Annotated in this window: 24 protein-coding genes and 1 pseudogene; 6 read left to right on the forward strand and 19 right to left on the reverse strand. The window is 42.6% G+C overall.

Annotation, left to right across the window (positions count from 1 at the left end):
• Positions 1–163 (reverse strand): annotated as a pseudogene (locus Q0081_RS32035) (OmpA family protein); the annotation flags it as partial.
• A 117-nt stretch (positions 164–280) separates the two neighbouring features.
• Here Q0081_RS32035 and Q0081_RS29390 point away from each other — a divergent pair.
• On the forward strand, positions 281–802 hold the full coding sequence (locus Q0081_RS29390; RefSeq protein WP_298361950.1) for an ion channel: 522 nt from the start codon (positions 281–283) through the stop codon (positions 800–802).
• A gap of 72 nt (positions 803–874) precedes the next feature.
• Positions 875–2,560 carry a VRR-NUC domain-containing protein gene (locus Q0081_RS29395; protein WP_298361953.1) on the forward strand — a complete coding sequence of 562 codons (1,686 nt, stop codon included), beginning with the start codon at positions 875–877 and terminating at the stop codon, positions 2,558–2,560.
• A gap of 59 nt (positions 2,561–2,619) precedes the next feature.
• Here Q0081_RS29395 and Q0081_RS29400 read toward each other — a convergent pair whose 3' ends face one another.
• The 12 genes from Q0081_RS29400 to Q0081_RS29450 form a co-directional block, all read right to left on the reverse strand.
• Positions 2,620–3,396, reverse strand: a complete 777-nt coding sequence (locus tag Q0081_RS29400; RefSeq protein ID WP_298361956.1) for an SIMPL domain-containing protein — start codon at positions 3,394–3,396, stop codon at positions 2,620–2,622.
• A gap of 80 nt (positions 3,397–3,476) precedes the next feature.
• Positions 3,477–5,402, reverse strand: coding sequence for a family 10 glycosylhydrolase (locus Q0081_RS29405; protein ID WP_298361959.1), 1,926 nt, complete (start codon positions 5,400–5,402; stop codon positions 3,477–3,479).
• Between the two features lie 127 nt (positions 5,403–5,529).
• Positions 5,530–5,883 carry a calcium-binding protein gene (locus Q0081_RS29410; protein WP_298361962.1) on the reverse strand — a complete coding sequence of 118 codons (354 nt, stop codon included), beginning with the start codon at positions 5,881–5,883 and terminating at the stop codon, positions 5,530–5,532.
• Positions 5,884–5,886: 3 nt separating this feature from the next.
• Positions 5,887–6,234, reverse strand: coding sequence for a DUF5615 family PIN-like protein (locus Q0081_RS32040; RefSeq protein WP_336913061.1), 348 nt, complete (start codon positions 6,232–6,234; stop codon positions 5,887–5,889).
• Positions 6,231–6,464, reverse strand: a complete 234-nt coding sequence (locus tag Q0081_RS29415; RefSeq protein ID WP_298361965.1) for a DUF433 domain-containing protein — start codon at positions 6,462–6,464, stop codon at positions 6,231–6,233. Before Q0081_RS29415 ends, Q0081_RS32040 begins: the two co-directional genes overlap by 4 nt.
• A gap of 87 nt (positions 6,465–6,551) precedes the next feature.
• Positions 6,552–7,151 carry a hypothetical protein gene (locus Q0081_RS29420; protein WP_298361967.1) on the reverse strand — a complete coding sequence of 200 codons (600 nt, stop codon included), beginning with the start codon at positions 7,149–7,151 and terminating at the stop codon, positions 6,552–6,554.
• Positions 7,152–7,273: 122 nt separating this feature from the next.
• Positions 7,274–10,171, reverse strand: a complete 2,898-nt coding sequence (locus Q0081_RS29425; RefSeq protein WP_298361970.1) for a KGGVGR-motif variant AAA ATPase — start codon at positions 10,169–10,171, stop codon at positions 7,274–7,276.
• Positions 10,172–10,175: 4 nt separating this feature from the next.
• Positions 10,176–10,739 carry a hypothetical protein gene (locus Q0081_RS29430; protein WP_298361973.1) on the reverse strand — a complete coding sequence of 188 codons (564 nt, stop codon included), beginning with the start codon at positions 10,737–10,739 and terminating at the stop codon, positions 10,176–10,178.
• A gap of 71 nt (positions 10,740–10,810) precedes the next feature.
• Positions 10,811–11,107, reverse strand: a complete 297-nt coding sequence (locus tag Q0081_RS29435; RefSeq protein WP_298361976.1) for a nucleotidyltransferase family protein — start codon at positions 11,105–11,107, stop codon at positions 10,811–10,813.
• A gap of 33 nt (positions 11,108–11,140) precedes the next feature.
• Entirely contained in the window at positions 11,141–11,506 is a 366-nt protein-coding gene (locus Q0081_RS29440; protein WP_298361979.1) for a type II toxin-antitoxin system VapC family toxin, read from the reverse strand.
• Positions 11,503–11,730: a hypothetical protein gene (locus Q0081_RS29445; RefSeq protein ID WP_298361982.1), complete on the reverse strand. Its 228-nt coding sequence runs from the start codon at positions 11,728–11,730 to the stop codon at positions 11,503–11,505. Before Q0081_RS29445 ends, Q0081_RS29440 begins: the two co-directional genes overlap by 4 nt.
• 32 nt (positions 11,731–11,762) lie before the next feature.
• A complete protein-coding gene (locus tag Q0081_RS29450) occupies positions 11,763–13,118 on the reverse strand; it encodes an ATP-dependent RecD-like DNA helicase (RefSeq protein WP_298361985.1) in 1,356 nt (451 codons plus the stop codon).
• Positions 13,119–13,213: 95 nt separating this feature from the next.
• Here Q0081_RS29450 and Q0081_RS29455 point away from each other — a divergent pair, with 95 nt between their 5' ends.
• Positions 13,214–14,170 carry a YafY family protein gene (locus tag Q0081_RS29455; RefSeq protein WP_298361988.1) on the forward strand — a complete coding sequence of 319 codons (957 nt, stop codon included), beginning with the start codon at positions 13,214–13,216 and terminating at the stop codon, positions 14,168–14,170.
• A gap of 8 nt (positions 14,171–14,178) precedes the next feature.
• On the opposite strand, the gene Q0081_RS29460 is transcribed toward Q0081_RS29455, so the two are convergent.
• From Q0081_RS29460 to Q0081_RS29470, 3 genes are all read right to left on the reverse strand, one after another.
• Complete coding sequence (locus Q0081_RS29460; protein WP_298361991.1) at positions 14,179–14,514, reverse strand: DUF5615 family PIN-like protein; 336 nt, start codon at positions 14,512–14,514, stop codon at positions 14,179–14,181.
• Positions 14,511–14,744, reverse strand: coding sequence for a DUF433 domain-containing protein (locus tag Q0081_RS29465; RefSeq protein WP_298362048.1), 234 nt, complete (start codon positions 14,742–14,744; stop codon positions 14,511–14,513). The genes Q0081_RS29460 and Q0081_RS29465 overlap by 4 nt, the downstream gene beginning before the upstream one ends.
• A gap of 133 nt (positions 14,745–14,877) precedes the next feature.
• Positions 14,878–16,857: a M1 family metallopeptidase gene (locus Q0081_RS29470; protein WP_298361994.1), complete on the reverse strand. Its 1,980-nt coding sequence runs from the start codon at positions 16,855–16,857 to the stop codon at positions 14,878–14,880.
• Positions 16,858–17,065: 208 nt separating this feature from the next.
• Between Q0081_RS29470 and Q0081_RS29475 the strand changes: the two genes are divergently transcribed.
• Together Q0081_RS29475 and Q0081_RS29480 are read left to right on the forward strand one after the other, a co-directional pair.
• Positions 17,066–18,088 carry a GTP-binding protein gene (locus Q0081_RS29475; RefSeq protein WP_298361997.1) on the forward strand — a complete coding sequence of 341 codons (1,023 nt, stop codon included), beginning with the start codon at positions 17,066–17,068 and terminating at the stop codon, positions 18,086–18,088.
• Positions 18,085–19,401, forward strand: a complete 1,317-nt coding sequence (locus tag Q0081_RS29480; RefSeq protein ID WP_298362000.1) for a hypothetical protein — start codon at positions 18,085–18,087, stop codon at positions 19,399–19,401. Before Q0081_RS29475 ends, Q0081_RS29480 begins: the two co-directional genes overlap by 4 nt.
• Here the strand turns inward: Q0081_RS29480 and Q0081_RS29485 are convergent.
• Positions 19,321–21,645, reverse strand: a complete 2,325-nt coding sequence (locus Q0081_RS29485) for a T9SS type A sorting domain-containing protein (protein WP_298362002.1) — start codon at positions 21,643–21,645, stop codon at positions 19,321–19,323. The two genes, Q0081_RS29480 and Q0081_RS29485, sit on opposite strands and share 81 nt — an antisense overlap.
• Before the next feature lie 50 nt (positions 21,646–21,695).
• On the opposite strand from Q0081_RS29485, the gene Q0081_RS29490 reads away from it, so the two are divergent.
• Positions 21,696–22,790 carry a patatin-like phospholipase family protein gene (locus Q0081_RS29490; RefSeq protein ID WP_298362005.1) on the forward strand — a complete coding sequence of 365 codons (1,095 nt, stop codon included), beginning with the start codon at positions 21,696–21,698 and terminating at the stop codon, positions 22,788–22,790.
• On the opposite strand, the gene Q0081_RS29495 is transcribed toward Q0081_RS29490, so the two are convergent.
• Together Q0081_RS29495 and Q0081_RS29500 are read right to left on the reverse strand one after the other, a co-directional pair.
• Positions 22,779–23,474 (reverse strand): YjjG family noncanonical pyrimidine nucleotidase, encoded by a 696-nt coding sequence (locus tag Q0081_RS29495; RefSeq protein WP_298362008.1) that lies wholly within the window; start codon positions 23,472–23,474, stop codon positions 22,779–22,781. The genes Q0081_RS29490 and Q0081_RS29495 overlap by 12 nt on opposite strands.
• 10 nt (positions 23,475–23,484) lie before the next feature.
• A complete protein-coding gene (locus Q0081_RS29500; RefSeq protein WP_298362011.1) occupies positions 23,485–24,042 on the reverse strand; it encodes a Uma2 family endonuclease in 558 nt (185 codons plus the stop codon).
• Position 24,043 lies beyond the last annotated feature (1 nt).

Raw genomic sequence — 24,043 nt, forward strand, 5'->3', positions numbered from 1 at the left:
AAAACAACGTTTTGCCATCGGGTGAAATGACGGGGTTGATTTCATTGTATTCAGAATTGACGGTGTTTCCCAAGTTCTCCACTTTGGGCTGAGCGTACACAAGAAGCGAATGAGTGACTGAGTAAATGAGGGAATACGCAATAAGTAAGCGATTTGGCTTCATTATAAATAGTATATTAAGGCATGATTTTATTCTAAAAAGCGAATTTCGTACCATTTTAACGAAAATGTTCTTAAAATTGATATTCTAATCGTTTTTACTGGCAAACTTACTTCTGAGATGTCGAATATCCGCAACAATGTATTTGAATACCTGGCGATTTTTATGCTTGGATTTTTGGCACGTTGGATTTACGTACAGGGTTGGCTGCCAGAAAATTGGTTTGCTGTGTTGGTCATTGGCTTGTCTTTGGGAAAAACAACGTGGTTCATTTTTGAAAATTCGCAGCAACTTATCAAGGCGACGGCCCAAAATCTGCCGTATCATCGTTTTTTAACCATTATGGTAGTTAATATGAGCCAAATAGCGCTCTCGTATGCCGTTGATTTTTATTGCCTTTATCGAGCTAATACAGGGAGTTTTTCAGGAATAGACCCTGCCTTGACGCATTACGAACTGATGTTTGAATTTGGGTATTTCAGCATTCTCAATTTTTCTTTTTTTGGCTACGGTGACATCACCCCGGCTTCGATTCCTGCTAAAATCACCGTTTTAACCGAAATAGTTTTGGCATTTTTAACGGTTATTTTCATTTTGTCCGATTTTATCAGCCTGAAAGAATCGCTGCAAAAACGGAAGTAGCTCTTCATTTTTCTATGTGGCAGTATCATCGTAAATTTGACTAAACATCGCCACAAGTTGGACTAATCATTTATGGAATCAATTCCTCAACGCGAACCTGTTGGCCCCGTCGAACTCCCTCCCAAATACTATTTAGATTACTTTTTGTTTTTGGTAGAGTTTGTCGAAAAGCTGTACAGGGAGATACTTAATAAAGAAGAAAGAAAATTGATACGGGATTTTCGGGCGTTGCCAGAAGATGCTCAATGCCTTTTTGTACGTTTCAGTAACCGGAGAGGTTTGTTCTTCAGAACCAATAAACTGAAATACGCCGAAATAGAAGACATTCCCGCGGCTTTGTACGAGTTGGAAGAAAAAGGGTTTATTGAAGAATTGAGTGCTAAACACGAAGCTTATTCGGAAGAAATTCTCAATTTATTTACCAAAGAAGAATGGCTGAAATTGGCACCTCCCACCGAGCTTTCGCTTAAACCCCTCAAAAAACCCGATTTGATTCGGTATTTGGTCAATACGTATGCATTTGACTTTTTAATAACGCCCATTTCCGAACCTGTCATAAAAGTGGGTTATGAAGTGGAAGTAATGATGCTTAAATTCCTCTTTTTTGGTAATCGTTATGCCGATATGACAGAATTTGTGGTGCGTGATTTGGGAAAAGTAAATTTTGAACGCTACCGCGACGACGCCTACACCGCTCGTTTTGCCACCCGCCAAGATGCCGAAGATAAACTCATGGTATCACTCACGGCAGAACAGTTGTATGAAATGCAGGAAGCAGCCACCCCTCCTGAAGAGATTTTTGATTGGTTTATGAATTGGCAGGCGTCCATTCATCAATTAAGTGAAGTGGCTCAACCGGGTTATGTGCGTTTAATTAATAAAATAGGGGCATACCTTGAACGTCAAAAATTGCTTGAGCAGGCACTGACGGTTTATCAACTGACCGAACACATTCCATCGCGGGAACGGCGGGTGAGGTTGTTGAATCGTATGGGTTTTGTGGAGGAGGCCGTTGCCTTGTGTGAGCTGATTGCCCAAGACCCGCAAAATGCCGATGAGCGTTTTTTTGCGATAGATTTTCGGGAGAAGATGGCTAATTCAAAAAAACGGGTGAAGAAAAGTGTCACGCGTTTTTTGCAGGAATCCCAAAGTGTACAGATTGCAATCAGTTATCGTTATCGCGTTGAACAGGGCGTGGCCGATTATTTTGTTGAGAATGGTTACGGAGCAGTTCATGCCGAAAATTATCCTTGGCGGGGCTTTTTCGGACTTATTTTCTGGGATGCTATTTACGATACTAATGTGCAGGCCATTCACCATCCTCTTCAACGAATGCCGTCGGATTTTCACCAACCTGATTTTTACCGTAAACGCGCTCCTCAAATTCGCCAAAGACTGGCAGAGTTGGATACGTCCGAAAAGTTTGAACAGGCCTTGGAAAGTACGTTTATTGAGAAATTTGGGATTGCCAACGTGTTGGTAGACTGGAATGAGGTCCTGTTGGAATTGGTGCGATTGATTGCAAAAAGCCTGACACCGATTCAAATGCGGGCTATTTTGTTAGAAATGGCCGTTAATCTACGCGAAAATACCCGCGGCTTTCCCGATTTGATGGTTTGGGGCAAAGATGGCTTGGAATTAATCGAAGTCAAATCTCCTACCGACCATCTCTCAGCGCAGCAGTTGCATTGGATGCACTTTATGGCTGATCTGGGGGTGAAAGCGCGGGTATTGCGAGTGGAATGGAAACTGGAATAATGGTGAATTAGTGATTATAAATACATTACAAAACCACTTAATTCACCATTTACTCAACTCTATTTTATCCGAAAGGTGGCATTCATGCGGTAACTGTACTTGATTTTTTGATATTCAAGGCCGCCGTCACCTTCGGGTGCCGCATCGGCGGCCATCATGCGTACGTTATACTGGGCTTGTTTATACATTGGGTATACATTGCCCTCTTCCACTTCGTGAATTTCGATGACTTCACCCAGTTTTTCACCAATGGATTCCAATAAATAACCGGCTTTTTCCTTGGCTGCTTTGAGCGCGTTGATTTTCACTTGACGACGAAACTCCTCCTTTTTGGAATGTTCCACACGACTCATGTTGACATATTCTACGCCACGGTCATCCACTTTAGCCATCAGGTCGTTGATGTTGTTGGCGTTAGAAAGTTTGAGTTGAAATTGCTTTCCTGCCAAAAAATACTGCGGTTTTTTCTTCCCCGTCCATTCACGATAACCCGTTACACCGCTTACCGAGAGATTTTCTTTGGGTAGACCTGCGCTTTTCACCGCCTCAATCAATTGTTTTTCAAGCGTTTCGAGGACGACTTTATCTTTTTGGTTTTTTTCATCTTTGAAATACTCTTTCAACGAAATGCTGAAGTAGAGTTCGTCGGGAACAATTTCGAGTTCGGCCGTACCGGTTACTTCAATTTTTTTGATGGGGTCTTTTTCCACGTTGTTAGCTGTTTGGGCAAAAATTGAGATACTGGAGACAAGCAGAAAAAATGCGGTTAAAGCCCCCAAACCCGCGCGGCGTACCGTCCCAATGGGGGATTTTTTTTTGAGTGTTGAACTTACCATAGAAATTGCATAATTTATTGGTTTGTGGCCTAAAAACGAAGGAATGCCCCTCAAATTGTTACTTTGATTGTTAATGATTCCTAACGCTTCAACACCATTTTGGCCGTTTTTTGTACTTCTCCCGCCATCAATCGGGCATAATACGTGCCCTCACTCAGAAACTGCCCGTTGAAATTAACCGAATAGTTTCCTACTTCCTGAGGTTTATTGACCACCAACGCGCCTACACGTGTGCCCCGAGAGTCATACACGTATAACGAAACATCAGCGGCCGCAGTAACACGATAACGAATGCTGATTTGTTGATTGAATGGATTTGGAAATACCTGTAATAATTCATCTGATTCGGGTTCCTCAACGGTCTCTTCCGCTTTTTCTTCCGAAGCCACTACGGCTTCCATCGGCTCTTCAAAATGAGGCTGAATGGTGGCAGGTTGGGATTGAGAAACCAACGGCAATATAGGCTTTTGAGGTACTTCAACAATTTCAACGGCCTTTCTATCCGTCGTAATACTGACAACTTCCGTCGGTTGGCTTTCGTTGTGAAGGCGGTTTACGGCACTTATCGTATAGTTGTATTTGGTTCCAGGCTTTACTTCCTGATCCGTAAAGGTGAATGAAATTTTACCCTCTGTTTTGACAACCGTCGCCCGAATGCATTGACCTGTCCTGAGGTCAATGGGGGATTGGTTTACACTTCGGTACAGCACAAAATAACGTGCTTTGTCGCGCTCAGAAGTCAACGAAGATGGATACGACCATTTCAGTGTAATGGTATTATTGTCATTCAGTTGGGCATCCAATTGCGCCGGGACAGGAGGCGGGGTTACATTTTTCCAAGGCATGGTTGGAATCAGGGCCGTGGTTTGATACACGTTTTCCAGCAAGGCATCACTTACATGGTTGGGATTGTTGCGCAAGGTTTTGGCACTGAAAAGAATACTGCCCTGTACGTTTGGAAACGTGCGATTGTACTGTATCTGGTTGGGCACTTCCAGCGGTTTGCGCCAATTGGCATCACTGTTGACTTTATACACTCCGTGGCCGATGTAGAGATGTTGTTCTGAAACATTTTCACTCCACCAAGGGACAATCGTGCTGTAATTGGCCTTACCATTGCCCATACTCCAATAGACCTGCGGTGCAATGTAGTCTACCCAGCCTTCGTCTACCCATTTACGGGAATCGGCAAAATTGCCCGAAAAAGCCTCAAAACCGCGCGAATCAGATCCTTCGGGTGAGCTGCCCCGATTTTTCCAAATCCCAAAAGGCGATACCCCGAATTTGACCCAAGGCTTGACCCGATGAATGCTGTCTGAAACGGCTTCAATCAGTAAATTGACATTATCCCGCCGCCAATCAGCGCGGTTGGTAATACCTCGGTTATGGTTTGCAAAAGTAGCGTTGTCGTTAAGGGCTACTCCTTTCTGGGGATACGGATAAAAATAATCATCGAAGTGAATACCGTCAATGTCATACCGACGCACCACGTCCATCACTACACGCGTCACAAACGACCGCACTTCGGGGCGTCCGGGGTCAAGAAGCCGGAGCGGGCCATACGACAAAAGTACATCAGGCCGCATCCGTGCGACGTGATTGGAGGCAAGAGAAGCACTGCGAATATCAGTAACGGCGCGGTAGGGATTCATCCACGCGTGGATTTCAAGGTTGCGTTTACGACATTCCTGAATGGCAAAGGCCAACGGGTCATAACCCGGCGATCTCCCTTGTTGTCCGGTAAGCCACTCTGACCAAGGCTCAAGATTGCTTTCATAGACCGCATCACAGGCATTACGAATCTGAAAAAACACGGCATTGAGGCCCTGTCTTTTTATCAAATCCAGTAAGTCTACTAATTCCTGCTGCTGTTCTTCGGCAGACAGCCCTTTTTGCGAAGGCCAGTCCACGTTACCTACGTTCGCAATCCAGATTCCTCTGAATTCGCGTTTGGGCTGAGCGAAAAGGGTAGCAGACAGAAACAGCAGCAGTACGATTTTTTTCAATAGCGGCATTGAGGTATTGGAGATGGAATCGGTACAAAATTAACGCCAAAACTTGAGTTTATGGTACGTCAATCCTGCAACAAAGTCACAAATACAGTGCCAAGGTGAATGTTGAGATTATTTGAAATCAGTATTCATTCACCCAAAAGTCCCAGATTTGGAACATTTCGAGGGTTTGGTCATCAGCTTCTATGTCGCTGAGTTTGGAGTAGTTAATCGGGGCAAGGTATCCTCCCTGCTCCATTAAGAGTTGAAAGTCTTTGTCGGTAAACCCTTCGGCATCACTGTGTAATGCAACGATTTCCACCCGTTTCGATTCCACACCGCCGCCTTTCTTTTTGAGTTGGGCAGTAGCATAAAACGGAAAAACAAGCGTTTCGTCGAAGGTACAGTGCCAGCCCGAGCTCATTTCGTACTCGTCATAGGCATCTACGATGATTTCATAATCAATTTTTTGGCGGATGTCTTCGGGGGTAAGCATGATTTATACTTTTCGAGTCCTAATTTTATAGATTGTCAGTGTAGTAAAGTACCCAATGAGCTCGTCCCTTCGCTCTGATAATAGTTTTATCAAGACTTGTTTCATGGATTCGGTTTCTTTAAAATCATAGCGAAGAAGAAGAACACTGATCCCTTCGACATGATGCGCGAAGACCCATTCTCCGAAATCTTTATCTTCGGTCAAAATAATTCTCGGAGGATTACGTGAGAATTCAATAATTGACTCATCTCTGATGCCTCGGTTAGACTCATAGACAGAATAAACCTCAAGTCCTATCGCTCGAATCGCTTCAATCAAAGAATGGTCAATATTTTCATCGGCCAGAATCACGCGGCGGAATCAAGCATTTCTTCATTGGCCAATACTTCAGCCGCATATAAGAAAACCGCACTTATATCCTCCTGATTGATATGAGGATACATTTGGATAAGATCTTGAGCAGTAGCCCCTTGCGCCAGTTTTCGTAAGATAAGCTCTACGGTTATCCGAGTGCCTTTGATAACAGGCTTGCCAAGCATAACACGGTGGTCAGCTACAATACGATGGGAGTAAGCGTTCATAATCAAAGAAGATTTTTAACAAAGATAAGAGAAAATGCACTTTGGCTTTGCGTCTAATTCGGGTTTTAGTGATTTGCGTTACTCTTCCTAACCTTTGGGAGCTAAATCAAAATAGGTAGGATAGCCGACGTGCTGACAAAGCATTTCGGCCAACGACTCCAAATCATCGGAGGTTTCTAACTCGGCATAGTCACGGTTGAAAAAACCTAAGAAGATAATTCGTTCGAGTCGGAAAGTTCGCTTTGCTTCGTTGACAAGCACAAACCGAACGTACTCGTCGTATTGCTTAAATCTATCTACGTGTTCGCCTCCCCAACCCAATCGGGTTTCTTCGGCGGTGGGGTTTTCGTGCTCGCCCGATATAGAACTAAACTGAGAAATATAAATGGTAATGGTATTTTCATCGGCGGCTACGATAAAATCCTTAACATCCGAGAGATTGTGCATGGCATCTTCGACCACTTGCCGTTCGGAGGCCGTAATTTTGCAAGGCACTCTTTTACGAAATACAATGCGGGCATCCGACGGGTACTCATAAAACTCAAACCCACTGGGCATTTCTTCCATCAAATCCGAAGCTTTTGGGTCTTTGGTGACGTAATAGCGCGTACCGCCTTTGGCCGTTGGCACTGCCCTGATGTAAGCAGTATCGCCTTGGCGGTTGGTGTGGGAAAGGTAAGAGGTCATTTTATCAAAAGAGAAAATCAGCGATTACAATAAAAAAATCACTTCTGCCCGTTCTGTGCAGACCCAAGTAGTAAAGTTTCAATACATGCCAACATGTATCAGATTGGAAAGAAGATAGAAATTTATTTCAACCCTAAAAAGTACTTATACAAAAATGCAAAACGATAATTGAGATAAGCACCTGAAACGGGTATTTCTGCAACAATACCGTTTACAATCAATAAATCCTTTAACTTATCCACTTCTTTATTTTCAATCGAAGGATTTTTTTCAATTATATCAGCCATTAATGAATCAAACTCTCGCTTTTTAAGATATATCTTTTTTAAGGCATGAGTTGGGGCGAGTTTTAAAATATGATTATGGACTATCTGCAAATCTTTATTTCCTTCTTCTTGTGCTAAATCATTGAAGTGTCGAATCACTGCTTTTTTTCTAATTTCTGATACAATAAAATATACGGGAGGCAAGATGGGCTTAGATGAGCTATCATCCGTTTTTACTGCCTTCCCAATACCTTCCCATACTAAATCTATAAATGGACGAAGGCTAATAGTATTGTCCGCATTTTTCAGGTTATTGTAAAACCAATCATAACTGGTTCCAAATTTTGCTGTCCCACTGATGTCCGCAAATTTTCCAAAAAATGTGCTAACTAATGGCTCCAAGTATCTACCTTCAGTAGGAACATGATTCTTGATAGTAACTTCTTTAATTTCATCAATTTGAGCGGCAGGATAATCTTTATATTGCCTCATTAAGTTATAGAATTCAGAACTGGCAGTGGAAAGTATCCATTTGAAGAAAAAAGCATAAATTTCTTCTTGTGTCCATTCCAAATCAATTGACTGACTTTTAAGCTGTTGCTTATTCGTAATATTACCTAACTTGTTAAATAAGTCTGTACGCAAAAATATTTTAGGAAGAATGCGGTTGAAGCGGTTACTACGCCAATAACTTACGAATGGTGCTATGACCTTATCCCAGTAAATAGGTTTACATACAAAGTCAAGCTGGTCGAATAATACTATTAAGTGTTTTTCTTGGTCTTTAAGTAAAGTATCCACTCTTTTGAGTTCATCTTCTATTTTTATGATTTGAACATCATCATTAATCAGATTCTCAAATCTTAACTTAGTAGTTGTGTCATCTAAAATATCTTGAATGGTATTGCCTGCAAATTCACTATTAGAGAGGTACTTGCCTTTTCTAATGTCAATCATAATCACATTCCAAACATAAATGAGCCAAAAACGTTGGAAGAAGCGGTCATAGTTAATGATGTTTGCAACGTCAAAATGGGAATGAACTGTAAATAATCTATCTTTTTGAGCATCTTGCTGTAAATTAATTGCACCAGTAGAAAGGAAGAACTCGTGTTCTTTTTCGGCTTTTTCTTTCAAATTCTTTACAAAGAAATCATTTCTAAGCCCTTGATAAAACAAGGTCTTCCCAGTACCCTTACCTCCAATGATTAAAAACTTATCCGCGTTAAACACGTTATAAATTTTAGGACGGAAGTAGAATTTTTTACTGATAAACTCCTCATCAAAAAGAATGTCATCTGCATAGGGCTTGGGATAGTCTTTATTCAAAGTCTCTAATAGCTTCTTTCTTAAACCTATACCAAAATTCGGAGATTTATTCCAATCATATTTTGTGGTTTTTTTTAATGGCTTGTCAATAATTACATGTGTGGATAGCGCATTTTCATCTGGCTGTTGAAATGGAGTTATTTCTGTAATACTTTTATCTACATCTAAGTCAGGATTATCTTGTGCTTCTATTGTCAAATGGAGCTTTGTTATAATTCCTTCAAAAATTTGATTGTAATCACCAAAATCTTTCTCTGTGATAAGCTGTACAAAAGTATCCCGAGAATCGGCATCTATACCCATTCTTTCTAACAACGGATAGCGAGTGATTGGGAAAGACTGAAATGAAGGGACTTGATCTAACCCTTGTATTTTTTCGGCAACTATATCGTCAATGGTCTTTGTAAATGTCTTAAATCCACGTTTATCGCCCATTGGCAATATTGAGTTAGCCAAAACCACATCAAATTTCTTTTGAATTTTTAATGTATAATTTAAGAAATAGTAAAGACCAGGTAAAGTTTGTTCACTACTTCCAAAGAAAGCAACTACTAACTGCGATAAATCAAAGGCTGCAATACCAAAAATATCATTGAACCCTGTACGGCTATCAATTAAAATAACATCCGGTTGATATTTTTTATCAATTTCAGCGATAAGGTCTTGAAAGGCGTTTGAAAAATTGTGTTCGTTAGCAATATCTATACGAGCCAAAGCTTCTAAGTAGTGTTGTAGGTGAGTAGGGGCGTTAGAAGCTTCACTAATTGGGTTTGTACTTACGTTGCCCGCCGGCATCACATAGATTGTCCCTTCGCCTGAAAAATCTTTATCTACTTCTAAAATATAATTTTCAAGGTCAGGTGTATTATCTTGGGCTTGTTTATCAATAAGATATTCTACAAATCCACTCCTGTTTTCCAAACGTTCAGCACTCAAATCAAAAAAATTATTAAACCCGGGAGCTTCTAAATCACAATCTATCATCACTACTTTTTTCTTGTAGTGCATGGCATAATAGGATGCAAATGAGGCTAATGTCGTAGTTCGCCCCATACCGCCTTTATAGCTGTAAAAAGTGATAACAGGAGGTAATTTTCTGTCTTCTTGAACTGTGTTTACCTCATCTAATAACGAGTGAAAGCGATATTTTAAACCATAGTTTACTTTCTCAGTATTGTTTGTAAAAATATGCTCTAAGAAAGGATCATTTTCGACTTCCTCGTTATCATAAACCAGAACATTGATTTTGAATCCTTGTGTATGAGGTTTAAGAATACTTTCGATTGGCGAATTTTTGGGTGCTTTTATATAAACATCAAGTTCAATATTTAGACGTACAAATATTTTGTAGTCTGTAATAGAGCGTTTTAGTTCCTTGTCAAGAACTTGTGAAATTTCGGTAATTTTTGAAAATATAGGAAGCATAATTTTACGCTACGGTTAAAAGTTGGATGTAAACTTGTTCAGTCAATTCGACAAATTCCTCAATATCTGATTGGGAAAATGGGGTAGTTGTTTCATAACGAAGTTCTGGCCGCCAGTGATTGTTATTCCGTATGCCAGCAAATCTATCGAAAATCATTCTTTCCATTGTCGGAGAAATACTTATACTTCTATCTATAAGAGGAACGGAGTGCCCGCCAGGAAGTAGATTTTGTAATAACTGTATATTTTTGTGGAATTTATGTTGCTGTATAAAATATCTAAATCTGAAAGTTGTTCCACGAGGATTCTTATAAAATGATATACTATTTGCAGTATCTTGTAATGTATCAACTTCTGACATTGATGAAAATCCTACTCTTTTATAAATCGCATAATTAATTACACATTCAAGTGTATAACCTGAAAGATAGAAAATATTATGAAGCAAGGCTTCTTTTTTCTTTTGTGAAAGTGAGGTAGTCCCATGATAAAATTTAAGCCCATGTAGTGCGGTTTTACAGGCGTTTAGATGTTTTAAGGCTGCGTCTTTGTATTGAGTGTAAAGCATCGGAATTTACTCTGAGGTTTTAAATTTTCTGCGCCAAAATTTGGATAGGTTTTCATAGTTTAAAACCTAAACTATGCTTCATGAATCAATCTTTTCTCCTTATCAATAGCAGGTTTAATATACGGCGATAGACCGTCGGTGGCTACCAAATCCACTTTTCTTGAAAGAAGTTTTTCTAAGGCTTCCATGATTTTGATGTATTCAATCATACCTACTATTTTGGTATCATCCAATTCTACCAAAATGTCAATGTCGCTGGTTGGAGTAAGTTCCTGCCGCACCACAGAGCCAAATAAATAAGCTCTTTTAATGGGCTTGTCTTTCCAAAAGCCTTTGAGTTTTGTTTTTATACTTTTTACAGTTTCCATGAGCGGTTATTTTCTAAGCCACGCCTTTTGAGGTTAACTTATTGGATTAAAAAGCTTTATGCCTTCTATTTTTTCAAAATCGACAATATTATTAGTATTGAGTTCGGCGTTGTAAAGTAGCGCAGTAGCGGCTATCAGAGCGTCGCCAAGGGAGTATTTGCGCTGTTGCTTTAATGAAACCGCAATGTCTATTACATTTTGGTCAACGGGTAATAGAGTTACAACGTCAAAAACACTCTCAAAAAAACGCCGCTCCCCTTCGGTTAATTTATGGTAACCCAATATTTCGGCTTTTGAAATAACAGATATGCGGACTTCTTCCGAAAACAGCAAAGGCCGTAAATACTCAAATTCATCTTTCGCTGCGTAAATAATGATGTTAGAATCAATTAATTTCATTCGGCTCTAAAAGGGTGTTTTCTGTCTTTACGAGCCTGTTTTACGTGTTTTTGCATTTTGGCGGCATCTAACGTATTTGCTCCGCGCATGATAATTTCTTTCGCACGTTCATGTTTTGTAACTTCGTCAGCATCCACCTGAAAAGGCACCTGTAAACGATTGAGTAGTTCCACAAGCCATTGAGCTTCGGCCTCGTTGGGTAGGTTGATGGTTATTTGTGTCATCGCTCTATTATTTTTACCCAAATATACAGATTTTAGTTATTGTTCGGCGTTCGCCACGTCAGCACTTGCTGACGGGCGCGGGTCACGGCTGTGTAGGCGTAACGGTGGTCATTGGGGCGCATCCAAGGGTGCAAAATCACCTCATCCCACTCGCCGCCTTGGGCTTTGTGGCAGGTAAGGGCGTGGCCGTAGCGCAGACGCAACGCACCCACAAACTCATCGTTCCACGGGTAGGGGTCTTTCCTAAATACCGCATTGTGCTTCATACGATCGGCTACGAGGGTGCGGAGGGCATCGCCCGCAATGAGTCCGCGATCTGAGCGCAGGGCATCAAGCATTACCCAATTCGTAACGCTAAACGGCTGGTTTTGAAAGTCTTGCAGTTGAAGCGTTATTTTCGTAAAAGTCAGTTCAGCCACGCGACGGGTTTCGCTTACATCCGTTACCAACGCCATGTCGCCATTGACCAACTGACGTCCTTCGACGGTTGCGTTTTCGTTAATCATCACCAAGTCGCCTACCGAAATTGTTCCCGTTAACCGTAAAGATTCACGTACTTTGGCATTAAACCAATTGACATTTTGGTGACTGTTGGCTATCATCACTACACGGTCGAGTTGCTGCGGACTATACTTTTTGCAGTAATAAGTCAAAGCCGCAGTAACGTTATAAAGCTCAAACAGGGGTAGTTTGCCCAAAGCTTTTCCTGCTTGAAAACCCTCCCGAATGTCCGTGGCGAGGTTCAGCACCCGTGAGCCTTCCGTTTGGCGTTTTACTTCGTTGAGTTCCGCAACTTGTATATCAAGTCGGTACGTTTGGCGTAAATAACTTGCCTCCAATGCGACCGATTCCCCGTGGATGGGTTTCAATTGGTAAGCATCACCCACAAAAATCAACTTATTCCGTGGATTGCTGGCTTTTGCGTAACGCACGAGATCGTGAAGGGGTGAGTTGGGCGTGCAAAACATCCCCTCGTGGTCGTTTTCGTCGCTCAACATAGAGGCTTCGTCCACGATAAAAATACTGTAAGGGGTAGCTTCCACCTCGCGCAAACGCATATAGACTCGTTCATCGTCTAAGTCTGCCTTTTGTGGGCTTGGCACGTAGAGGGTATGATGCAACGTATGCGCTGCTACTTGGGTTTTATGGCTCAACACCTTGGCCGCACGACCCGTAGGGGCTGTCAGGTAAAACGGCGTTTGTTGCTGATTGAGAAAATCAACCAAAGCCTTCATCAAAGAAGTTTTTCCCGTACCCGCTGCTCCGCGCAAAATAAACGCATCGGCCACACAATCGGGTGAAACGAACTCTTCCAATAAATACAGTGCGTGAGCTTGTTGGCGCGTTGCTTCAAAGGGCAGGAGGTCGAAGATAGTGGTTGCAGTCATAACGGTGAGCGGCTTTTGGTTTTGGAAGCCGCTGCAAAAGTCATACCTTTAACGGCAGAGTTAGTTCCGTCATTGATAATTTCTAAAAAAATCTCATGGATAAAAAACGCTTAGAGCGACTGTTTGCCATTCATCAAAAGCTGCGTACCATGCAGGCGTATAACGCCCAAACGTTGATTGAGGCCATTGCCGAAAAAGTGGAGCAACACATTTCGGACCGAACGTTGCGCGATGATATTCAGGATTTGCGGGATATGGGGGCTGAAATCCCCAAACGAGCTAAAAGCTACCGTTATGTGGTGCCTTTTTCTTTTTTGGAAAAATTGGACGACAGCTATTACGGCTCGCTCAACGAAGCGGTGGCATTGCTGCGGCAGGTTTCCAAAACGAAGGAGTTTTTGGGGTTGGAAGATATTTTGCTGCGTTTGGAGCAACGTCTGTCGCTTACCGAGGCAGAGAAAAATGCGACTATTGCCTTTGAAGTGATAGAATTAAAAGGAAAGGAGCATTTGCCTAAATTGTATCAAGCGATTCAGAACCGGCGATTTATACGCGTTGATTATGAACCTTTTGGAAAGCCGATTTACCAAAGGCACATTTTCCCGTTGTTGCTCAAAGAATACAACAATCGTTGGTTTTTGATTGGATGGGAGAACGGCAAAAATGACATTCAAAATTTACCCCTCGACCGCATTGAAAACTTCCACGAAACCCACGAAGTTTTTGGATACGATACCTATTTCGATTGGCGAGAGCGCTTCAAAAATATGATTGGGACTACGCTTGAAGGTACGTTGGAAACCGTTCGCCTGCGATTCAGTGAAAGTCGTTTTCCGTATGTGATGACCAAAAAACTGCATCACAGTCAGGAACTTGTGGAAGAACGGATGATTTCCATTCGGGTCTATACCAACCGTGAACTGATTGCCAAAATTCTTGAATTTGGGGCGGATGTAGAAGTGCTTGAACCTGTCATATTACGCCAAAAAATAGCCGAGATTTTAGAAAAAGCCTCGGCAAAATATGGGGAAGGGAATGCTGCGATTTCATAACGGTGCAGCTAAAATATTTCTAAAAGGCCATAACTATCGGAAACATAAAACTGCTCAATATCAAACATTTTTAACAGGATTGCATCGGTAATTGATTGGGTAGAAGAGTTGCCCAAACGTAAGACAATTACTTTTGGCGGAAATCCATAGAGGTTAGACAAATCTTCAAAATCTTCATCAAAAGTTACGATAACAAAACCGTTTTCCTTCGCATATTTCCAGATGTTTGCGTCGGATGGAGGTATTTCTAAACTGGTTCGGCTCACATGCAGGCAATCAGGAATTATTTCAGCTAATTTCTTAACAATTCGATATGAAATATTCTCGTCAAAAAGGAACTTCATGCGGCTGTAATGAGAATTTTAGTATTTTCTTCCCGATTGGCGGCAAACGCCAAAGCCGCCAAAATGTCTTGGCGGGTAAGATGCGGAAAGTCTTCAATGATTTCTTCAAAGCTCATATCGCTTGCCAGCCAGCCTAAGATATCCCATACTGCAATTCTTGTACCTTTGATACAAGGTTTGCCAAAACGAATTTCAGGATTAATACTAATACGTTCCTGTAACTTTTCCATAATTCCCTCTTTTTTCTTCAAATATACATTTTTCTCTTTTTGTTGCATTGAAATGAGTCCTTCTTTGAAAGTTACGCAAAAAAATAGCCGAGACACTGCGTAGTGCCTCGGCTTTATATGAGTTTAAGGATTGTTAATTTTCGTCAGGTGAAATAAATCGGGCCGGCCGCCAGGTGTTGTTGCGGGGATTGATATCGGGAGTTTGAGAATCTGGATCGATGGTAACGGATTTGAGTGGGGTCTTGGTCGTAGATTTGAAAGTCCATGTACCGCTACGCTGCCAAACTTCAACGGGAAGTTGAACCCGCGTTTTTTTGCCACCTGCTTCTTCGAGTTCAACCACGGCCGGCATCGCCCATTGGTCTAAGTTTTCAATCGTAATAATGGCTCCCTTCGTTGGATTTTGCTCCACATATTGAACCTCTTTTACGGATTGGTCAAGCTTGTAGTTTTCATAAAACCAGCCTTTCCAAAACCAGCCTAAATCTTCTCCGGAGCCGTCTTCCATGCTCCTGAAAAAGTCGTAAGGAGTAGGGTGTTTGTAGGCCCAACGCTTGGCGTATTGTTTGAACGCATAGTCAAAACGGTCGCGACCAACTACTACTTCGCGAAGTAGTTTGAGACCGATAGCGGGTTTGTAATAGGCATCCCAGCCCAGATTAGTGACTTTGATTACGTCCGGGATCGTTAAAATGGGGTCGGCACCTTCACGGAAAAGAGTAGGGGCAATGTTTTGAATGTCATCCAAACGATCGCGGTTGTATTCTCCGTCGTTGAAAGCTTCGGTAGAAAGCATATTGATAAAGGTATTGAAACCTTCGTCCATCCACGCAAATTTACGTTCGTTATTTCCCACAATCATCGGAAACCACGTATGCCCAAATTCGTGGTCAGTTACCCCCCAAAGTGCGTCTTTTTTGTCGTTATGAGCGCAAAATACAATGCCTGGATATTCCATCCCGCCTACAATTCCTGCTACATTGGTAGCGACGGGATACGGGAATTCGAGCAAATATTTAGAATAGAACTCCAAACAGCCTTTCACGTATTCGGTAGAGCGTCCCCAACTGTCATTGCCGCCATTTTCGGCAGGATATACCGACTGTGCCAAAGTAGGTTTGCCACTTGGTAAGTTCATTTTGGCGGCATCCCATACAAAAGCGGGTGAGGTAGCCCATGCCACATCGCGGGCATTTTGACAACGAAATTTCCATGTTAACATACCATCCTGCTTTGGACGTGAGCTTTTGTCCTTCACTTCTTTTTCCGAACGAATCATGACCGTTTTGTCGCTCTTACGGGCTTCTTCCAGTCGTTTCAATTGGTCAGAAGTAAGTACTTCTGACGGGTTCATCAACTCGCCCGAACCTGCTACAATATGATTCCAAGGCACGGTAACGCTGTATTCGTAGTCGCCATAGTCCAAATAAAACTCTCCTGCACCGAGGTAAGGAAGTACGTTCCAGCCTTCAATGTCGTCAAAGACGCACATGCGAGGGTACCATTGGGCTATTTCGTACACGATGCCGTTGCGAGTTTCAAGCTTACCCATGCGGTCGGAGGCGTAAGAGGGGATTTTGAAAGTGTATGCTACTTTGATTTTCAAGTTTTCACCCCCTGCTTTGAGCGGCTCGGCCAACCGGATTTGCATTCGAGTGTCATCAATGATAAACTCGGCAGGAACAGTTTTGGCTTTTCCCTGTTGAATTGTGACAGCGCTAATGGTATAACCACCTTCAAAACCCGAATTGCCGTAGCGACCGCCGCTGAGTGGCGTAGTTTTGCCGCTGCGAGAGTTGTCGTTGAACGCATTTTGGTCCAATTGCAGCCACACAAACGGAAGTGTTTCTGGGCTGTTGTTAGTATAAGTTATTTCGACTTCACCAGTGATTGAATTAGCGGCTTCATCAAGTGTAACAGCGATTTTGTAATCGGCACGGTTTTGCCAATAGCGCGGTCCCGGAGCACCGCTTCCTGACCGAAACTCATTGGCAGGTTGGTAGTTGAACAACGGATTGAACAATACGTGCGGGTCGTATTTGGTGGTGGGGTTTTGGGCTTGCACTGAGGCGGCAAGGCTTACCAAAAATAAAAAACAGAGGTGACGGAACATTTTAGTGAAATTTGCAGAAAAACGAAGGTAATGCAGAAATGTTGTAAAAAGTAAAAACACAAACATAATCAACAAAAACGGGCTCACTTTCACCCAATTTGGAGGAGAAATGAATCAGTAAGCTGAAAGATTGGTTTACTTGGTATCCGGTTTTAAATTGATTTATAGTTTAAAATCGACAATCTCAAATCAGCAATCGTAAATTCCAATGGCTCTCAATAAAATTCCTGTCAATGTTATTACTGGTTTTCTCGGTGTGGGCAAAACAACTACCCTGCAAAACATCCTCAAACGCAAACCTGCCGATGAACGTTGGGCGCTCATTATCAATGAATTTGGAGCTGTATCCATTGATCATACCGCGTTTGCAGGAGCCGATGAAAACGGTTTGATTGTCAAAGAAATAGCAGGCGGCTGCATCTGCTGTACGGCCAATTTGCCCATGCAAATGACCTTAACGTTGGTTTTGCGTCAGGTTAAACCGCACCGTATTTTGATTGAACCCACGGGCATCGGCCATCCTGAAACCATTTTGGATATGTTGCGCGGGAAGTTTTTAAAAGATGTACTTGATGTGCGGGCTACGGTCTGTTTAGTGGATCCGCGACAATGGGAGAATGAAGATTATCGCGAGCACGAAACGTTTATTGACCAAATTACGCTGGCCGATGTGCTGATTGCCAACAAGATAGATTTGGCGGGAGAAAAGCTGACGCAGGAATTTGTGGAATGGGCCAGGGATCTTTTCCCTCCTAAAATTTTGATTGGAGCCGTTGAACAGGGAGACATTGACCCGAATTGGTTGAATATTGAGCCTTTTCCCAACCGTAAAGCCCTGCATCCTCAGGCGCACGACTACGAACATCACCACCATCATCATACTGAGGAGTTGCCGATTCCACAAATTGGGAAGCCATTGATGCGGGAGAGTCATGGGCTGGGACGTTACAGTTGTGGGTGGGTGTTTTCGCCGGATGAGGTATTTGAATTACCCAAACTAAAAGCGTGGATTTCCTCCCTTCAAAACGTAGAACGGGTCAAAGGGGCGTTTAGGACGGGCGTAGATTGGGTATTGATTAATGCCGTGCGCGGAGAATTTTCGATTGAATATTTAGCGTATCGGCGCGATAGTCGCGTAGAGTGTATTTCGGCAAATCCGTTGCCTTGGAAGACGCTGGAAGATGGTTTGAAAGGGTGTATTTTATCTATTCCCGAAAAAACAGAGGTGTGAAAAAGTACGGTTGGATAGTGGCTTCACTTACTGCTTTGGCGGTGTATCTGCTTTATGCTTACTTCCAGCCTACCTATTCCTATCACCTGCTCGACTCACGCTACGACGCTCTCAAATACGCCAAAGCCTACGACTATTTCAACGATTTTGCTACAGACTATCAATTATCTTTTCCCTTCAACACCCGAATTTTGATGCCTTGGTTGGCAGCTCAACTGCCTTTCAATGACCTGAAAATGGATTTTGTTTGGCTCAATGGTCTGTTTATTGTGCTTACCGTTGGAGTTCTGACTTTCGTTTGGCAAAAACTGCAAATTCGTCTTTCTCTGATTTTGCTCGGGCTATTTTGGGCGCTTTTTCACTGGAAAGGATTGGTACGTATGTACCTGCCCGACCCCTTAACAGCGGATGTAGGCGGGTATTTTTGGTTAACCTCATCCCTAACCCTTCTCCTTGTAGGAGAAGGGGATAACGTTCCAATTTTCAATTGGAATAGGTTAGTTAAAGCGTGTTTTTGGATTTTGACGGCTGTTTTGGGAACCTTGCAGAAAGAATCTTTTATTGCGGTTCTGGGCGTAACGGCATTTTGGGGAGCTTTGAGTTTGTGGTTTGTGCGGACACCAACCGTGGCAAGAGAAACGCAAAAAGATGCTTCCAGCATGACAAAAGATACGCTTTTGACATTGCTCTCGGCATTTTTAATTGCGGTTTTAGCACATTATTTGGTTTCGTTTTTCTTTCCCGCTTCCACTTCGGATTGGCGAAATAATTCTCTAATCAGTCTTTCTCGTGGTGTTAAACGCTACATCCTACAGCCTGAGTTATTTTTACGCCTTCCCATCAGCTGGTTATTGGCTTACGGAACGCTTTGGTTAGCGCTTCTTCGTTCTTCTTCTCCCTCACTATTACCCCATTCTCACTACTCTCAGCGACGGCTGCCGCTCCTGACTCCTCACTTCTGTCTTTGGCTCCTTCTAAGTGTTTTTGGTGGTGGGGATACCACACGGATTTTGTTCAACGGAATGCCCTTTGTGCTGACGTTTCTACTTTTGAAATTGAATCAACAACCAAAATGGGTAGTTTGGTACCTCCTGTTTACCTCGCTTCCATTGATGCGTCTCAATGAATTAGAACCTGATCTGGGATTATATCCGCAAGCTACGCAGCGTTGGTGCGTTGAATGTTGGACGTTAAGAGAAAGTTGGGAATATTGGGTGTATGCTATTGCTGTTTTAGCGGGTTACTACTACTTTTTGCGTCGCTTTGGAACCGTCAGTCGTGATAAAACGAACCACGTAAACGCCGGTGGCTAAATTACTCACATCGAACGCAGATTCTGTAACGATTTGAGTAACCGATTGACTTTGAATAAATTGACCTGTGATTGAATACAGATCCAATTGCCCGGTTGTGGGCACCTGCACGTATAAAAAATTGGAGGTAGGATTGGGGAAAACAATAAACTGCAGGTTTTCGGTCGGAATAGTGACTTTGGTAGAAGTATTCTTTAAAAATTTGATTCCCCCCGTATTACTTCCAATGAGCAGTTCGGGCAGTTGATCTCCGTCCAAATCCCCTACGGCTGGGAATAAACCCATTCCTATTTTTGTAAATTCAGGCTTACCTGAATACTCGTTGAAAATCAAACTGCTGTCACTTTTTAGAATAGCATCAGGCTTAGTAAAATTTTGATATACCCGCACTTTTCCCGATAAATCTGCCATAATCAATTCAGGCTGACGGTCGCCATTGAGGTCGGCTGCGACCATGCCTTGGGAGCGTTTCTCGAAATCAACGTCTAATCCCCCGAAAATTTCACTTTTGAGTTCGTATTTTGGATTCAGGGTAGTGCCTGTGTTATGGTGATACTCTACGTTGCCGGAGTTTTTACTTACCAATACGTCCAATTTTCCATCTTGGTCAATGTCATAATACAGTAGGTTTTCGCCATTGGCCAAATTTTGAGGATTGACAAGTTTGGTAAGGCGAGTTGTGTCCATCTGCATTGCCCGTCCACGCGGAGCGGTATTGGGTACATATCGAATGTCCATGCCCTTAAAAGTGCTTGCCCAAAATCCAAAATCAGTAGTTCCGTCACCGTTTAGGTCTGCAAAAAAAGGTTTTGTATTGACCAACAACAAATTTTCTGTATTTAATAATCGGTTGCCAAGATTCAAATAATCGGTAGTGACGAGTTCAAACTGAGCTTGAGTAGAGCTTCCTGTATTTCGGTAAAAATAGATGCTTGCTCGGTAGCCCTTTGAAGTACGAGTACCTCCGTATCCCACAAACAAATCCAAATCGCCATCACCATCTGCATCCATTAAGGCCGGGGTCGCATTTTCTCCCAAATCAATCATCCCCTCCTGCAAAAAATCAGATTGACGGTACACAAATTTGGGCTGTACATCCGTGCCTTCGTTGCGATAAAACCAATTGGACTGTCGTAAATTGATGAGCGCATTGCTGGCAATATCGGTACTGCTTGGCGAAGCTACCAAATCCCGAATTCCGTCTCCGTCCAAATCTTCCACGTACGCAGAAGGAAAAATAGGAAAATTGATAGGGGTTTGGGTGGGGAAAGCAGATTCTATGCTGCTAATCAGTGCTTTCATGCCATTGCCGCCTGTATTTTTAAGTTTGGTTACGTTATCGCAGGCGATGTGTCCGTGTAAAAAATCCTTTAACCCATCTCCGTCAATATCTCCCACCCACATTGTATTGCCTTGGTGTTGCACTCGGGCATAGGATAAAGGTGCCATCGCTTCGCGCAGCGTGGATGGGCTGGTTCGCAACGGCTCCAAAAATTGAGCAGGAGCATCGGCAGGTTGTAAATTCAGGTCATATTTGTCGCAAAACGAAGTGGCCGCAAAGCGTCCCCAATTGGTGGTCATTTTACGAAAAACAAAAGGTTGGCTGCTGTTTTGTTCCTTGCTGAAATTCTGGTGTAATTCGACCGAAGCGCCCGTAAAATCAAACGTTAAAATATCAATATCACCGTCGTCGTCAATGTCGGTAATGGCGGGCAGGTCGGTGGAAGGGACGTATAAGTTGATATTGCCAGAAAATCCTTGGGTCAGAATCGGATTGGCAATCAATTGCCAGGCAAATCCGTTGGCATTGGCTACGTTTTTAAATACTCGGATACCTGCGTTGGTACTGGTAAAGAGGTCCTTACGTCCGTCGCGGTCGTAATCAACCAACAATAGCCAATACAGCAAATCGTTGGGGAAAAGAATTTCGTACTTGGGAGCGTATTTCCAAGTAACTGTGTTTCCATTTTTTACGGCTAAAAAAGTACTGATTTGATGATTGCCCCGGTCAAAAATGACCAAATCTTCCACGCCGTCAGTGTCCAAGTGCATTTTGGAAAACTGAGCGCTGTTAAGGCCCCCAGCCCAAGGATTACTCAATGGAACACCGTTTGAAACCACTTTGGATGAATTGTCCCAACGGAAAGAAAAGGTTTGGGCAGATGCGTCAACTACAAAGAATACACTGAAAAGGCAGAGCAGATAAGTAAGAAAATGTATGTTGACCCGTACAATCTGAGACATTCTTATTCCAATTTTTTTGTGAACAAATCGTTCTAAGTAAAAACGTTTTTATGCTTCAAAAAGTGTTCGCTAATTCTGCCAAATCTTGGCTCTTTTGCGGGTTTCTTACGGCTTCATTGACTACTTTCAGCCAACAAAAATACCATAATCTCGTCTTGGAAGGGGGTGGTATTCGAGGAATAGCCTATTGCGGCGCGATTCAGGAATTGGAACAACGGGGATTTTTAAAAGATATTCGACGCATTGGCGGTACTTCGGCAGGAGCGATTCAGGCTTCTCTGCTGTCAGTAGGGTATTCGGCAGCAGAATTGACTGAATTGGTTTCCGAAATGAAAATACAGTCTTTCAACGATGGACAATACATCTTTGTAGGGGGTACCCAACGTCTCATTGAACGTTTTGGTTGGTATCGCGGTGATGTTTTTCGAAAATGGATAGCCGAAAAAATTGAGCGAAAAACGGGCTCTACCGGCTTGACATTCGGGCAGTTGCACGCATTGACGCTGAAAGACAGTTGTTTTAAAGATTTGTACGTAACGGTTACCAACCTGACCCAACAAAAGGCTATGGTGCTTTCGTACGAGCAATTTCCTGATTTGGTCATTGCCGATGCTGTACGGGCTTCCATGTCTATTCCGCTGTATTATTGTGCGGTTTTTATGGATAGCACGGGGCGATTTTATTCCCGTCCGCCGCGTACTATACCCGCCGATGTGTTGGTGGATGGCGGCCTGTTGATGAATTATCCCATTGGGCTTTTTGACAAAAATCGCTTTCTCAGTACTCCACAACCTAATACAGCACCGGACGCTTCTATATTTAATGCCGAAACGTTGGGCTTACGTTTAGAAAGTGCCGAACAAATCAAGGCGGATGCGCAGAATATGGGGTTGGCTCCGTATCCCATCCGAAGTTTTAAAACGTACATGGGTGCATTTTACAACTTGATTTCAGAAGCGGCCAATCGCTACAGCCTGCGTCCCGAAGATTTAAAACGTACCATTTCGGTTGATTTTCAGAACATTGGAGGAAAAGTAAGAAAGCTGACAGAGGCCGAGAAAAACGTCCTGATTGAAAGCGGCAAAAAATGTGTAGGAGAATTTTGCAAACCCGCTTCTGCCACTACCAACCTATCACAAAATTGACTTTAGTTCGTCTAAATGTTGTACATCGTAGGTCGGTTTTGTTTCAAATGACACTTTCTTGGGGTTGTAAAAAGCGGCATCTATTCCAAAACGCAACGCGCCCATAATATCAGCTTCCCAGTTATCACCAATCATCAAACTTTCCTGAGGTTGAGCACCGGCAGCTTGCAAAGCATACGCAAAAATCTGCGCATCCGGTTTTTTGGCACCAGCCCGTTCGTTGGTAACTACGTGCTGAAAATAATGGTGAATCCCCGAACTCTGCATTTTAGAAGCCTGAATGGAATCAAAGCCGTTGGTGACAATGTGCAGTTGGTAATTTTTGTTGGCACAGTATTCCAATAAAGCAACCGCACCATCCAGCAAATGTGCTTTTTGAGGAAGCAGTTTTAAATATTCTTCACCCAACGCGCTCCCAAAAGCGACATTTTCTACCTTCAACGCTTCGAAAACCAATCGAAAACGGTGTTCGCGAATATACGTGTGGGCAATGAGCCCCCGGTCGAAGTCATTCCATAACTGCGTATTGATTTCAAGAAAGGCCCGAACAAAATCTCCCAACGACATCACTCCGTGGTTGATGAGTTCAAAGTTGTGATAAATATCGGTTAACGATTCTGCCGAATTGCGTTCAAAATCCCAAAGGGTGTGGTCAAGATCGAAAAATAGGTGTTTGTAGGTCATTGGAAATTAACTACTTGGCGAGAATGATTTTCTTATAAATGGTGGTGAGCGGAAGCTGTGTTTCAAAGAAAGGAAGTTTTACGCTTTCATTCAATTCCGTATAAAATTCTACGTACCAACGATTTCCGTCTCTTACAAACAGTTCTACAAAACAGTTGTCTTGGTCGATGATAAGATAGTATTGCAAAGAGGTAATGTTGGAATATTCGGCCAATTTGATGTGTCTATCCACATTGGCGGTAGAATCTGAAAGCACTTCTACAATCAAAATCGGTTCGGTTGCATATTTAACTTTATTGCCGGATTCATGGATAATCTGAAAGTCAGGAATGCGGTATTTTTTATCTCCCTGCACCATCAATTTGACTGCATTTTGATACATTTTAAAAGGCTTGTCTTCCAGTAAAACTCTGAAAAAGAAGTGAATATTGCCCGCAATTTCGTTGGCTGTGGTTGATTCTCCTGACATTTCGATAATTTCTCCGTCTATAAATTCATACCTTCCTTCATGCGTTTCGCAGAAATCAAAGTATTCTTCGACTGTGTATAATTTTTCTGCAACTACCATC

This window comes from Runella sp. (assembly GCF_027484545.1).
Classification (GTDB): domain Bacteria; phylum Bacteroidota; class Bacteroidia; order Cytophagales; family Spirosomataceae; genus Runella.